The organism is Lysinibacillus sp. NPDC096382 (genome assembly GCF_044762845.1).
GTDB lineage: Bacteria > Bacillota > Bacilli > Bacillales_A > Planococcaceae > Lysinibacillus.
Genome location: NZ_JBIWFC010000018.1, coordinates 95,155 through 109,361, shown reverse-complemented (window position 1 = coordinate 109,361; position 14,207 = coordinate 95,155). Strand labels below are relative to the sequence as shown.

Genomic DNA, 14,207 nt, shown 5'->3' with positions numbered 1-14,207 from the left:
TCACACCCGTTCCCATACCGAACACGGAAGTTAAGCTCTTTAGCGCCGATGGTAGTTGGGGGCTTCCCCCTGTGAGAGTAGGACGTCGCTAGGCAATCTAAAGTCTGAGATTTTTTTCTCAGGCTTTTTTATTTTTTAGGCTGTCTTATACAATAAATGTATAGGACAGCCTTTTATCTTCAATCAGCAATGTTTTCTGTGCGAAAGCGAAGCGACAGCAACAACAATTACGCAAGGCAAAATCTAAAATTCAAGGGCGTTTCGAAGATTATTTAAATAAGATTGGCTAACAGGTAGTTCACTACCATCCTTTAGAGTGACAATAAAATTAGAAGTAAGATCACGAGCCATTTTTTTTATGAAATGAATATTAACAATATAAGACCTGTGAATGCGAATAAAAGATGACGGTAGACGCATTTGAAGTTCTTTAAGAGTAATACTTGTTTTAAATTGTTCCCCATCTACATAAAACCACGTTTTTTTCTGCAGGCTTTCAATATGAGAGATTTTTTCAATTGCAACAGGATTCCATTCCTCTTCTTGCTTTCCAGTTAAAAATTGAAAGGGCTCCAATTTCTTTTCGGTAAAGGTTGAAGGTAAAACTACAACAAGTGCTGCAGGCACATCTAATATGTTTATAGGGTAACCTATTCCATAATAGGGTGTTTCGAATAAGGAATTATCTAAAACGGCATCTGTTCGTGTCCTTGTGCGTAGTACTTGCTCGGCAATGCTACCAGAATGTACTTGTTGACCTATTTCCAAGTTAATGTTTTGATGTCCAGAATGAAAATAGATATAGGAGTTTTCAGCAGCAATTGCAATGGATGAATTGGCTGGAACCCAGTCTTTTAACATTGAAATAAACTGTTGCGATATATCTTTTGGCAAAGAATTAAACTCATTTTTCATTGTGAATATCCCCCTTGTTTGTAAACAGTTTACCAAATTTCGTCGCCCAAAAAAGCAGTTTTGTCATTAAAATTTGGTATTTTATCTAAAAATAATGAAAATTCAGATGTTCTGTTATATATTAATTTATAACAAATAAACCTGTTATGGAACAGTTGATTAAAAGTTTTTTAACAGAGTATATTGTATACAAAGGGGAAGGTGGAATTTCAATATGTCAACACGTCAAGAAAAAATCCAAGCATTAGAAAAACAATGGGCAGAGAACCCTCGTTGGGCTGGTATTGAACGCGCATATTCAGCTGAAGAGGTTATTAAGCTACAGGGCTCTGTAGTACTTGAACAAACTTTAGCAACTAAAGGTGCGGCTCGACTTTGGAAGTCTTTACAAGAAGAACCGTTCATTAATGCATTAGGTGCATTGACTGGTAATCAAGCTGTACAGCAAGTAAAAGCAGGATTAAAAGCAATCTACTTATCGGGTTGGCAAGTAGCTGCTGATGCTAATCTTTCTGGTCAAATGTACCCTGACCAATCCTTATATCCAGCAAACTCTGTTCCAGCAGTAGTTAAGCGTATTAACCAAGCTTTACAACGTGCAGACCAAATTGATCATGCTGAAGGGCGTGTAGATCAATTTGATTGGTTCGCTCCGATCGTAGCAGATGCTGAGGCTGGCTTCGGTGGCCCTCTAAACGTATTTGAGCTTGTAAAAGGAATGATTGAAGCTGGAGCCGCTGGTGTTCACTTAGAAGACCAATTAGCTTCTGAGAAAAAGTGCGGTCACTTAGGTGGTAAAGTGTTACTTCCAACACAAAATGCTGTTCGTAACTTAATCGCTGCTCGTCTTGCAACAGACGTAATGGGTGTGGATACGATTTTAATCGCTCGTACAGATGCTGATGCTGCTGATATGGTAACATCTGATATCGATCCGCGTGATGCTGAGTTTATTACGGGTGAACGTACTCCAGAAGGCTTCTTCCGTACAAAACCAGGCATCAAACAAGCGATTGCTCGTGGTTTAGCTTACGCGCCATATGCAGACTTGATTTGGTGTGAAACTTCTAAACCATCCCTTGAGGAAGCTCGTGAATTTGCGGCAGCTATTCATGCTGAATTCCCAGGTAAATTACTAGCATACAACTGCTCACCTTCATTCAACTGGAAAGCAAATTTATCAGAAGAAGAAATCGCAGAATATCAACGCGAGCTAGGTAAATTGGGTTATAAATTCCAATTCGTAACATTAGCTGGTTTCCACGCATTAAACCACTCTATGTTTGAGCTTGCACATGATTATAAAGATAATGGTATGGCTGCATACTCTAAGCTACAACAAGCTGAGTTTGCATCAGAACCAAAAGGCTACACAGCTACACGTCACCAACGTGAAGTAGGTACTGGTTACTTTGATGATGTATCTCAAGTTATCTCTGGTGGTACTTCTTCTACAACGGCAATGGCTGGTTCTACAGAGACAGAACAATTCGTTTAAGTTTCACAAAGTACGCGTATTCCTAAATTCATAATCATAGATTAGTCTCCTCCGCTCCTCCTAAAGCGGGGGATGACTACTTAAATTCGCAAAGGTGGGGGAAATAACTGATGGAACAAGCAACAACAGGTAAGCTTAAAATTGTTGGGGAACAAAACGAGCAGACAAAAGAAATTTTAACACCAGAAGCCATTGAGTTTGTTCTTGCCCTGCACGAAAAATTTGATGCCCGTCGAAAAGAGCTGTTAGAGGCTCGTCAAGAACGCCAAAAGCGTCTTGATGCAGGTGAGAAACTTAACTTCTTACCAGACACAAAGCATATCCGTGAGGGGGATTGGACAATTGCACCACTTCCAGCAGATTTGCAAGACCGTCGTGTAGAAATTACAGGACCTGTTGACCGTAAGATGGTTATTAATGCATTAAACTCTGGTGCAAGAATGTTTATGGCTTGCTTCGAGGATGCATCTGCCCCGACATGGGAAAACATGATTGGCGGTCAAATTAATATGCGTGATGCTATTAATAAGACAATTGAATTTACACAAGCATCTAATGGTAAAACGTATAAATTAAACGAAAACACAGCTGTGTTATTAGTTCGTCCACGTGGTCTTCATTTACTTGAAAAGCATGTACTAGTGGATGGCGAACCGATCTCTGGTAGTTTCTTTGATTTCGGTCTGTATTTATTCCACAATGCTAAAAATGCATTGGCGCAAGGTACGGGACCTTATTTCTACCTACCGAAGCTTGAAAGCTATTTGGAGGCACGCTTATGGAATGATGTCTTTGTGTTTGCACAAGATTATATCGGAATTCCACAAGGGACAATTAAGGCTACTGTATTAATTGAAACAATTTTAGCAGCATTTGAAATGGATGAAATTTTATATGAACTACGTGAACATTCGGCTGGTCTGAATTGTGGGCGCTGGGATTACATTTTCAGTTATATCAAACGTCTGCGCAATCAGCCTGATGTAATTTTACCGGACCGTGGGCAAGTGACAATGACTGTACCATTCATGAAGGCATATACATCTTTATGTATTCAAACATGTCATAAACGTAATGCTCCTGCGATGGGCGGTATGGCAGCACAAATCCCTGTTAAAGGGGATGACGACGCGAATGCTGTAGCATTTGCAAAGGTTGCAGAAGATAAACGTCGCGAGGCAACAGATGGCCACGATGGTACTTGGGTAGCGCACCCGGGTATGGTTGCAACGGCAATGGAACAGTTTGACGCGATTATGGCGACACCAAACCAAATCCATAAAAAGCGTGAGGATGTAAATGTTATAGCGGAAGATTTAGTTGCTGTTCCAGAAGGTACAATTACACTTGAAGGTCTTCGTATTAACTGTAGTGTAGGGGTTCAGTACATTGCTTCTTGGCTACGAGGCAATGGAGCTGCACCGATTAACAATTTAATGGAGGATGCTGCAACTGCAGAAATCTCTCGTACACAAGTATGGCAATGGATTCGTCATCCAAAAGGGGTCTTAGATGATGGCCGTGGTATTACATTGGCCTTTGTACTAGATATCTTGGAGGAAGAGCTTGTAAAAATTAAAGAGGCTGTTGGGGAACAAGCCTATAACAGCGGACGCTATGAAGAAGCTGCTGAGCTGTTTAAATCTTTAATTGAGCAAGATGAGTTTGCCGAATTCTTGACGCTTCCAGGATACGAAAAATTAGCTTAACTTCTTTCAGCAATCGCTGATAATTGATTTGAGATCTACTAAATGAACATATCCAACTTTCCTAAATTGTTGTGGACTAAACTCGAATGGAGTCCACCTTATTCTACTAACGAGCGAGGTCTGTTCCCTCGTTCCTTACTGAAAAATGAGCACGGTTACAAAAAAGGGGTCTATTAATAAAAGTAAAGAGAATTAAATGGAAAGATGTCTTACGAGCTTAGATGGGAGCTTGTAAGGAGGAGTATAACATACGAAATAACGAAATATTATTGGTTCCTGGACCGATTAATAAGGGAAACATTAAATGAAATAGGATGTACAGTTGGTACAGAACAAGCTGTTACATGTTTGAAAGAAAAATTTGCAATAGCTTCGAAAAAGCTATCGCTGAAAGGAGATGTCTCGAATTAAACATGAGACATCTCCTTTTTCAATTATTTAACTACGGCGAGCACAAAGCCATCATAGCCTTTATTGCCAACTGTTTGTATTGCTGTGGATTCAATTCGAGATTCTTCTTGCAATAAATCCATAAACTGTCTCACACCTTGAACCCTTCCATCTTCATTTTTTTCATCAATTACAGCACCATCACGAACTACATTATCAGCGATAATTATTGCTCCTGTTTTAACCAATTCTAATGCCCACTTCAAATAGTGTGGATTATTAGGCTTATCTGCATCGATAAATACTAAATCGAACGGTGGGGCTATTTTTTTCAAAGTAGGTAACGTATCTAAGGCCTTTCCAACGATAATTTCAACTTTATCTTCACAACCAGCTCTTTTAATATTTTCCTTAGCTACTGAGGCATACTCGGGATCAATTTCGAGTGTATAAACTTTACCCTCGTTCGGTAGTGCACGGGCCATCCAAATACTACTATAGCCACCAAGTGTTCCAATTTCTAAAATGTTTTTTGCTCCTTTTATTTTAGCTAGTAAATATAATAGTTTGCCTTGAGTTGGTGATACATCAATCTCCGGAATACCCGCTGCTTTATTAGCTTGTAATACTTCTTCAAGTTCTGTGTCTGCCGGTATTAGTTTTTTCATAAAGTACTCATCTACATTATTCCAAACATTAAAATTGGTCATCAAACAGTCCCCATTTCCGCATTTTTTCGTGCAAGCTTGCATGTAAAGTGTATGATAGAATGAATCATAATGAAAATATATTATTATTATTAACTCATAACTTTAGATTATGGGTATGAGGTGAAATCATGAATATTCATGGATTAAAATTGTTTTATCAAGTTGCTACTACAGGCAGTTTTACGAAAGCAGCGGAATTACTTCGTATAAGTCAACCGGCAGTTTCAAGCCAAATAAAAAAATTTGAGCATGAGATTGGCGTTCAATTATTTAAACAGCAAGGACGGGGCGTAGTATTAACTGAATTTGGAGAGGCTTTAGCAGAAAAGGCCAAAAAACTCGTTATGCTTGAAGAACATATTGAATCATTCATTGGAGATTATCGACTTGCTAAAGCAGGAACAATACATATAGTTGCTACATACTTACCAGCTAACTTTCTAATTCCTAAGTGGGCCGCTACCTTTAAAGGTACAAATGAAGATATTAATTTAGTCATTACGACAACTAATACCCAAGATGCCTTCAAGCAGTTAATACAGTATAAAGCTGATATTGCTATTTATGGAGGTGGTATCTCAGAAAGACCAGAAGAAGTAGCGTGGGAGGAGCTTTTTGAGGATGAATTATGGTTTGTAGTCGCACCTGAACATCCTTATGCAAATCAATCCATTTCACTTGCTGACATGATGAGAGAGCCATTTATTATGCGAGAGGAAGGGAGCTCAATGAGAGAGCATCTTTTTTCTTTATGTAAAACTTATCAAGTCAAACCACCTAAAATCGCACTACAATTTAATGGAATCAATGAAACGATTCGTTCGGTAATCGCGGGCTACGGTGCAAATTTTATTTCGTCACTAGCTGTTCGAGAGTATGTTGATAGTGGGCAATTGGCAAGGGTTTATGTAAAGGATGTTCATATTAAACATAAAATTGCAATTTGCACAAGAAAGAATGAAAGGCATAGCTTACTTGTGCAAAAGTTTATAGAAACTATTAAGAACTCTCTATAATTTCAATATCCCTCCTTTGTGCACAAGTAATGATTGTTTGTTATACTGTTTGTATAACAAAAATGGAGATGATATGAATGTTTATTCAAATAGAGCCACAATCTGATGTACCAATCTATGAACAGGTAACACGGCAAATTATTGAAGGTATTGCAAGAGGAGAAATGAAACCAGGAGATACCCTACCATCTGTACGTAGTTTAGCGGCAGATCTGGGCGTCAATATGCACACAGTTAATAAAAGCTATCATGAGCTAGAGGAAAAGGGGATCATTACTATAAGAGCCAAATCAGGTGCTATTATTCGTTCAACTGAGGAGCGAGCATTAACTCCTGAACAATTTCAACAAATTGAAAAAAACCTAAAGCCTGTTGTGGTAGAAGGAATGGTGCTCGGCGCAACAGCTGAACAAATCGAGCACATGATTAAAAAGGTATTTTCTGATTTGCAAATACCTGCAGAAGGGGTGTAGCACATGCTACTTTTTGTTTTCTTAACCGTCTATCTCTTAACTTTAGCTCTACAAGTATTTGTTCCATATATAGTACGTGAGACAATCATTTTTGGCGTTACTGTACCTGAACAAAATGTAAAACATCCTGTATTACGTAATATGAAAAAGCATTATGCTCAAATTGTTGGAATATTTGGTGTCATATTATTAATGATAAAGATTTTTAGCTATTATTATTTTGCACAATCTGAGTTTATGCAAAGTATTTTACTGCTTGGATGCTTATTTGCAATGCTTGCAGTCAGTATGACATTATATTGGATAAACCATCAAAAAATTTTAAAACTTAAAAAGGAAGGGCAATGGGGCTTAACTATAAAACAAGTTCGTGCTGTTGACTTAACAGCACGTAGTCGTGATGAAATGCTTCCGTGGCCATTTTATGTAATCCCTTTTGGTGTTACAGCGTTTCTGATTATCTTTACATTCCGCCATTATGATCAAATACCAGATCACATTGCTGTACACTGGGGACCTAGTGGTGAAGCGGATTCATGGAGAAGCAAAACATATTTTACTGCTGTTTCACTGCCACTTGTTATGTTGATGATGCAATGTATGATGTGGGGAATTGTAGATTCTATAAAGCGTTCAGCAATCAGGTTGGCTGTTAATCGTAAGGAAGAATCATTGGAAGAGCAGTTAAAAAGCCGAAAGTATATGAGTTGGAGCATTATGTTATTAAGCTATGCCTTTACAATATTATTTACAGTATTACAGCTAAGCAACATCTACCCTTCAATGGCTACGGCAAAAAGTCTACTACCGGTATTTATTTTGCTCTTATTGCTTGTTCTTGGCTTAGTCCTTGTTTACGCCTGGAAGAAACGCAAGCTGAGGGTGAGCTATAGAGACAATGTCGTTTCAGAAGTAATGGATGTTGATGAGGATCGCTATTGGAGGGGTGGATTAATTTATGCGAATCGTCAAGATCCTTCCGTTTTTGTAGAGAAACGCTTTGGGGTCGGTTGGACGATGAATTTTGCAAATCCACGTGGCTATATCGTAATTGGTTTGCCGTTACTTATATTGCTGTTTATTTCTTTCTTTTCGTTATAATATGAAAAAAAATGAAGTTATCAATTATGCCTCGGCATAATTCTGTGACATCCGCCGGAGACTTTAACTTTTTTCGGCGGATTTTTTGTTAAAATAGTGTACCAGAAACAAGTTGGATGGAGGTTGACCTGAATGAAAATTCTCGTTGTAGATGATGATGTACATATTTTACAGCTAGTGAATATTTATCTGACAAGAGAGGGCTATCAGGTGATACAGGCGGAAAACGGACAACAGGCTCTTAAACTACTTGAAGGAAACTTGCCTGATTTGGCAGTTGTAGATGTTATGATGCCAGGAATGGATGGTTTTACATTAACCGAGACATTGAGCCAGGAGTACGATATCCCCGTATTGTTATTAACAGCAAAAGGCGAGCTTGAGGACAAAGAACGAGGGTTTTTGGCAGGCTCAGACGACTATGTTGTAAAGCCTTTTGAACCTAAAGAATTGCTGTTTCGCATAGCCGCGATATTGCGTAGATTCGATAAGAAAAATCAGGTAACCATCCAGGTGGGTAGACTCGTTATTGATCGTCGAAGCTTTGAGGTTGTCATTGGGGGAGATACACTTGTTCTACCTCTAAAGGAATTTGAACTATTGGCATTACTAGCATCTCGCTCGAATCAGGTGTTTACACGTAGCTTTATTATGGAGCAGGTGTGGGGCTATGATTACGATGGGGATGAGCAGACTTTAAATACGCATGTGAAGCGGATTCGTGAACGTCTTCATCGTTATAAATCAGGTGTTGAGATTACAACAGTGCGTGGTGTTGGCTATAAGCTTGAGGTTAGTACATGATAAAAACGTTATATAGTAGATTTGTTGTCACGACGATGCTCGTTATGATTGGCAGCTTATGTATCGGCTTTTTAGCGACAAATACGTATTATCATCAAGTTGTAAAGGAAAAAAACGATGCTAAAAATGTGAAAATTGCGCAGGATATTGCGAAATACATTGAGTCTTCAAAGTCTAACGATTTAGATAATTATTTAGCGACTCTTGGTGAAATAGGTTATCAAATTTATGTAACAACTGATGGCGAAGGGCATTTTTTCGGAGGTGAGTATCGTGATAAAACATTACCATCAAATACAGTCAAGCGTGTTTTAAACGGGGAAATTTATCATGGTATGCGTGATTTTCCAAAAGAGACTTTTGTGACAGGCTTTTTTGCGAATGAGTTAATTAATACGATAGGTGTGTCGTTTACTTATGAAAATAAGCAGTATGCACTGTTCATTAGACCTGATATTCGCTTGTTGTTCTCTGAAGTGCATACGATACTTGGTGGACTTATGCTTACGATGACAGTACTTAGTCTATTGGCAATGCTACTTTTTGCTAAGGCTCTAATTCGCCCTATTACACAACTAACAGAGGCAACACATCAGCTTGCACATGAAAAATTCGATACGTTACTGGATATAGATCGAGCAGATGAGATTGGACAATTAGCGGTTAGCTTTAATGTCATGACAGAAAAATTACAGGAAAATGATCGAATACGTAAAGAGTTTATCAGTAATGTATCGCATGATTTTCAGTCACCATTGTTGAATATTCGAGGCTATGTAGATTTACTAAAGAATCCCTTGCTGACCGACAAGGAAAGGCAGGAATATACAACGATTATTGAACTAGAGACGAAGCGTATGTCGACATTAACGAAGCAATTACTATTACTAACGTCACTCGATCAATCTACAAGGTTGTTAAAGTGTGAACCTTATCGTTTAGATGAGCAATTAAAGGAAACCGTAAGGAAATATCGCTGGCAGCTTGAAGACGCTAATGTACAATTATCGTATCAGCTTGAACCAGTAACATATGATGGCGATGCTGGGTTATTACAAAATGTGTGGGATAATTTATTGACAAATGCCATTAAATACAATGTCGAAGGTGGAGAAATTCATATTCACATACAAGAATCCTCAACCTCAGTTGAAGTGCTTATTGAGGATAGCGGCATAGGAATGACTGTCGAGCAACTACAAAAGGTATTTGATCGCTTTTATCGAGTAGATGCGTCCAGAACAAAGCAAGGTACTGGGCTTGGACTAGCCATCGTGAAGCAAATTGCTGAGTTACATGGAGGAACGGTTCATATGGATAGTGTTATAAATTCCGGTACGAAGGTGCGTGTCCACTTACCTAAACTGTAATGAGGAGTACCTGTAAAGTTTATGTTCACAAGATAAACTGCTAAATAAGTTGAAAAAGCTTAGGGGGGTATCGTTTTGGAACAAAAATGGAGTATACGCCTTATTCGTCTTGCTGCGATTTTTGCCTTATTTGATACGTATCTAGGCTCACATATGTCTAGCTCAGGTAGTTACGAATATAAACCGATACATGCACATAATTACTCATAGATTGGTTAAGTATGTTTGCATGGGGTTTTTGCTATCGTACCTTTAAAGTGAAATTACAAAAATTAGTGACAGTACATGGTTGATCCGCGGTTCTCGGTGTTTTTGGCTTAACGCTAGGCATGTGGTTTTACAATTTGAGTCCATTTAGTTTTAGCAGAACATTTACAATGATTTTCTTTATCGTAGGTGGGATAACAGCTTTGCTTTATTCATCGTTGTAACGTTTATGGTAGATCAAAAAGAAGAAATGAAAAACTAATCAACATACCGCGTCACCGTCTTTAATAAGAGTGACACGGTATTTTTTATGAAGAACAGTTTTGTTTGGCTCGTTATCAAAAGCTAGATATGACATTTGATAAAACATGAAAGTTAATCGCTAAAACAAAAAGTTGGATGACATTCTGTTAAAATGTATTCATGTGGATAGGTTGAGTGAAGTGGTTCATCGGACGCCCTCAGAAAGCTTTGCTCTGCGCGAAAGCGAAGCGTCAGCAACAAATGTTTTTCTGTGCGAAAGCGAAGCGTCAGCAACAAAGCGCCCAGTCGGAACGGAAATCAACCCCACTTTAGCTAACGAGTCCTTTATTTAATATTTTCAAGAGACTTCTTAAGCCATTTTGTTGCCTCAGTATAATCCTGTGCAACACCGTGTCCTTTTTTGTAAAGCATACCAAGCTGGAATTGTGCTTTTTGATGCCCTTGATTGGCAGCGAGTCGATACAGCTGGGCGGCCTTCACAAAATCCTTTGGTACCCCTTGCCCATGACTGTGCATTTGAGCCAATTGATATTGTGCTTTGGCATGTCCCTTAGCGGCAGCTTGTTCAATCCATTTCGCAGCCTCAGTATAATCCCGTTCGACACCTTTACCCTTATCAAATAAATTACCGAGCTGATATTGAGCACCGGCATGTCCTTGGGTCGCTGCTAGTCGATAGCAGCGTCGGGCCTCTTCTAGGTCCTGCTCGATCCCTAATCCGTGCTCATATAATAACCCTAATTGATATTCAGACTGAATATGGGATTGATCAGTAGCGGCCCTCCACCATTTTACTGCTTCATCATAGTTCAATTCAGCTTCATATAATAATCCGAGCTCGTACTGAGCATCAGCATAACCCTTTTCAGCAGCCGCTTTGAAGTAAGGGAGAGCTTCCTCTGGTTGCTGGAGGTGGTATATATAAATACGTCCAAGCTCAAAGCCCGCACTTATATGTCCATTGTTAGCGGCGAGCTGTAACCATTTTTTAGCTAAAGTTATGTCGTTTTCTTTAACATAGAGCACACCAAGACAGTATTGGGCATTCAAGTGTCCTTTATGTGCTGCGAGCTTAAACCATTTTATAGCCTCTAGGTGATCATAAGGAATACCTTGTCCAGTGTTATATAGCATAGCGAATTGAAATTCTGCATTTGTATGGTCTTGAAGTGCAGCTAAATGGAACCATTGCGCAGCTTCTTCAAAATTTTGCGAGATGCCACGACCTTTAAGGTACATATAGCCAAGATTATATTGAGCACTAGCATCACCTGCTAATGCAGCCATTTCAAAATAGGTTATAGCTTCCTCATAGCTTTGCTCGACACCAGTTCCATTGTGATAAAGGAATCCAAGATTATTTTGAGCGCTTGTATTCCCTGAATTGGCTGCTAGCATGTACCATTTTGCCGCCTCGGAAAAGTTTAGTGGCATACCGAGTCCTTGATTGTATAGGACTCCTAGATTGTACTGCGCATCTGCGTTATCTAAATCTGCAGCAGCTTTATAATAGTGAGCGGCTTCTTCATAATTTTGGATAACACCGTGACCTAAATGATAGAACACGCCTAAGCTATAAAGCGCGTTTGCATCATTTTGCGCAGCGGCACGTTCATACCACATTTTTGCAACTGCATAATCTTTCTTAACACCACGCCCTTGATTATAAAGAGCGCCTAAATTATATTGAGCACTTGCATTCCCTTGTTTTGCGGCAAGCTCAAACCAGTCTGCAGCAGTTTTATAGGCCTCGGTTGATTGGTCATCTTGAAGTAGCGTATTTATATCAAAAGCTGAAGTTATATCTTCAAAGCGGGAGCTTTGCCGCATCAACTTTGCCTTGAAGGTACGGTCATAGCGTTCGATAAACCATTCTACAATATCACTTATATAATCAAGAACAATTTTTGCTGCCTTTGCCTCCACAACTTCACTTCTATTACTAGAAGTCATTTTGCTTACAAGATTCATTAATAAATAAATGCGACGTGGATGAATTTTTGCAACAAAGCTACGATTATTGAGTAATGATCGAATATTTTTTAGCTTCGGTTCGGTATGCATTTCCAGCTTATAAAGTTCATATAAAACTTCCTCCAGTACTAGGAGTGATTTTTGAAGAGATAGAGCTGGCTTTGCAATGGCGAGCGAGCTAGCATCCTGTAAATTATTAGCCAATTTCACCAAGCACAAAGCTTTTAACTTCTTACATTGATCTTGGAGGATTTCATATTGTACAACGATAGCAATCACCTCTTTCATTCTTTGTATGCTCTTCACTAAAAATCTGGATATTTAATTTGTTAACACCGAGTATATTAGTTGATTTCCGTTCCGACTGGGTGAACCCTTGAAGATCAGCGATAGAGGAACGAAGGCTAAAACCATCACATCCTATGGTAACGCCTTCGTGACCAATATCGTGCTGTTGCTGTCGGAACGGAAATCAACAATACACTACGATGATATCCTCTTTTTTCATATATCGGGAAAATACCGTTATTGTTGAATTGTCCTCGATACATGATACTATTTGTTATAAGGAGAGTTGTTGAAATTCAGTAACGATTATTAGAGAGCGCATATGCCAAAGTTTCATATTATCCGGGGGATAGAAATGATGAAAAATATTGCAGCAATTATACCAGCCTATAATCCACAACAGTCACTTATAACCTATGTCCACCAATTATTAGCCACCGCTATTAGCCAAGTTATTATTGTCAATGATGGTAGCGACCAAAAATATGCAAATGTATTTGAAGAATTACAAAAGATTGACTGCTGTCGAGTACTAGAGCATGACAACAATATTGGAAAGGGAGGCGCACTAAAAACAGCCTTTGCCTATGTAATGGAGCAAAGAGGGATGTTTCAAGGTGTTATAACAGTAGGTGCTCATAGGCAACATTCTTTACAGGATGTGAAGCTAGTTTTAACAATGACAAAGGTATTTTCTGAAGGAATTGTGTTAGGCGTACGTAATTTCCATTCCTCGGACAGCACGTTTTTATCATATTGGGGTAATCGAACAACAAGTTTGTTTTTTGAAATCCTTTATCATAGAAAACTGATGGATACACAAACTGGTTTACGCTTTATTTCTAAAAAAGAGCTACCGTGGCTGATGAAAGTAAAAGGTGAACGATATGACTACGACACAAATATGTTAGTTGCGGCAATTAAAAGAAAGTGTCCAATTTTTGAAGTAGAGATAGGCCAGCTACGAATAAAGAAAAATACAGTGATCCAGTATGATGAAATAACAAATGCAGGGTCAATTATTGCTAAAATGCTTATGAATTATTTAAATCCAAGGAAAAATAACTATAGGTGAAGTAATATGCTAGGATAAAGAATAAAAATTACTCAAGAACGTAGCAAGTATAGAAAGAAGGAGAGCTATGATGATGGAATATTCAGATCAAGTGAAAAATCGTGTGAAACGGATGGAAGGTCAGCTACGTGGAATTTTAAAAATGATGGAAGAAGAAAAGGACTGTAAGGCAGTCATTACTCAATTATCGGCAGTACGCTCAGCAGTAGATCGTACAGTTGGTGTTATTGTTAGTACGAATCTTTTAGAATGTGTACAAAATGCTGAAGGTGATGGCGAGAAAATGAATGAAGCTATTCAAGAAGCAGTTAATTTAGTGGTGAAAAGCCGTTAAATAAAGGGAAGCCTACCTTATAAAAAAGATCATCATAAAACTCACTTTAAAACAGGTGAGTTTTTATTTTTTTACAAAA

General features: G+C 38.6%; 12 protein-coding genes, 1 rRNA gene and 1 pseudogene. 11 read left to right on the top strand and 3 right to left on the bottom strand.

Annotated features, from left to right (window positions below):
* Nucleotides 1-94 (top strand): 5S ribosomal RNA (gene rrf, locus ACIQZA_RS20435); the annotation flags it as partial.
* A 149-nt stretch (nucleotides 95-243) separates the two neighbouring features.
* Here rrf and ACIQZA_RS20430 read toward each other — a convergent pair.
* On the bottom strand, nucleotides 244-915 hold the full coding sequence (locus tag ACIQZA_RS20430; RefSeq protein ID WP_400939712.1) for a LytTR family DNA-binding domain-containing protein: 672 nt from the start codon (nucleotides 913-915) through the stop codon (nucleotides 244-246).
* A gap of 214 nt (nucleotides 916-1,129) precedes the next feature.
* Here ACIQZA_RS20430 and aceA point away from each other — a divergent pair, with 214 nt between their 5' ends.
* Both aceA and aceB read left to right on the top strand, forming a co-directional pair.
* A complete protein-coding gene (gene aceA / locus ACIQZA_RS20425) occupies nucleotides 1,130-2,413 on the top strand; it encodes an isocitrate lyase (RefSeq protein WP_402883530.1) in 1,284 nt (427 codons plus the stop codon).
* A 110-nt stretch (nucleotides 2,414-2,523) separates the two neighbouring features.
* Nucleotides 2,524-4,122: a malate synthase A gene (gene aceB, locus ACIQZA_RS20420; RefSeq protein ID WP_400939714.1), complete on the top strand. Its 1,599-nt coding sequence runs from the start codon at nucleotides 2,524-2,526 to the stop codon at nucleotides 4,120-4,122.
* A gap of 434 nt (nucleotides 4,123-4,556) precedes the next feature.
* Here the strand turns inward: aceB and ACIQZA_RS20415 are convergent, their stop codons facing one another.
* Nucleotides 4,557-5,222 (bottom strand): O-methyltransferase, encoded by a 666-nt coding sequence (locus tag ACIQZA_RS20415; protein WP_400939717.1) that lies wholly within the window; start codon nucleotides 5,220-5,222, stop codon nucleotides 4,557-4,559.
* 128 nt (nucleotides 5,223-5,350) lie between these two features.
* On the opposite strand from ACIQZA_RS20415, the gene ACIQZA_RS20410 reads away from it, so the two are divergent.
* The 6 genes and pseudogenes from ACIQZA_RS20410 to ACIQZA_RS20385 all read left to right on the top strand — a co-directional run bounded on the left by ACIQZA_RS20410 (nucleotide 5,351) and on the right by ACIQZA_RS20385 (nucleotide 10,455).
* Entirely contained in the window at nucleotides 5,351-6,238 is an 888-nt protein-coding gene (locus ACIQZA_RS20410) for a LysR family transcriptional regulator (RefSeq protein ID WP_400939720.1), read from the top strand.
* Nucleotides 6,239-6,315: 77 nt separating this feature from the next.
* Nucleotides 6,316-6,711: a GntR family transcriptional regulator gene (locus ACIQZA_RS20405; protein WP_142509646.1), complete on the top strand. Its 396-nt coding sequence runs from the start codon at nucleotides 6,316-6,318 to the stop codon at nucleotides 6,709-6,711.
* A 3-nt stretch (nucleotides 6,712-6,714) separates the two neighbouring features.
* Nucleotides 6,715-7,812: a DUF1648 domain-containing protein gene (locus ACIQZA_RS20400; protein ID WP_402883532.1), complete on the top strand. Its 1,098-nt coding sequence runs from the start codon at nucleotides 6,715-6,717 to the stop codon at nucleotides 7,810-7,812.
* 132 nt (nucleotides 7,813-7,944) lie between these two features.
* Nucleotides 7,945-8,616 (top strand): response regulator transcription factor, encoded by a 672-nt coding sequence (locus tag ACIQZA_RS20395; protein ID WP_402883534.1) that lies wholly within the window; start codon nucleotides 7,945-7,947, stop codon nucleotides 8,614-8,616.
* Entirely contained in the window at nucleotides 8,616-9,986 is a 1,371-nt protein-coding gene (locus tag ACIQZA_RS20390) for a sensor histidine kinase (protein ID WP_402883600.1), read from the top strand. Before ACIQZA_RS20395 ends, ACIQZA_RS20390 begins: the two co-directional genes overlap by 1 nt.
* 75 nt (nucleotides 9,987-10,061) lie before the next feature.
* Nucleotides 10,062-10,455: pseudogene (locus tag ACIQZA_RS20385) on the top strand (hypothetical protein).
* A 326-nt stretch (nucleotides 10,456-10,781) separates the two neighbouring features.
* Here ACIQZA_RS20385 and ACIQZA_RS20380 read toward each other — a convergent pair.
* A complete protein-coding gene (locus ACIQZA_RS20380) occupies nucleotides 10,782-12,719 on the bottom strand; it encodes a tetratricopeptide repeat protein (protein ID WP_402883536.1) in 1,938 nt (645 codons plus the stop codon).
* 355 nt (nucleotides 12,720-13,074) lie between these two features.
* On the opposite strand from ACIQZA_RS20380, the gene ACIQZA_RS20375 reads away from it, so the two are divergent.
* Both ACIQZA_RS20375 and ACIQZA_RS20370 read left to right on the top strand, forming a co-directional pair.
* Nucleotides 13,075-13,794 carry a glycosyltransferase family 2 protein gene (locus ACIQZA_RS20375; RefSeq protein ID WP_400939731.1) on the top strand — a complete coding sequence of 240 codons (720 nt, stop codon included), beginning with the start codon at nucleotides 13,075-13,077 and terminating at the stop codon, nucleotides 13,792-13,794.
* A 73-nt stretch (nucleotides 13,795-13,867) separates the two neighbouring features.
* Entirely contained in the window at nucleotides 13,868-14,128 is a 261-nt protein-coding gene (locus ACIQZA_RS20370) for a metal-sensitive transcriptional regulator (RefSeq protein ID WP_004233098.1), read from the top strand.
* The last annotated feature ends 79 nt before the right edge of the window (nucleotides 14,129-14,207 follow it).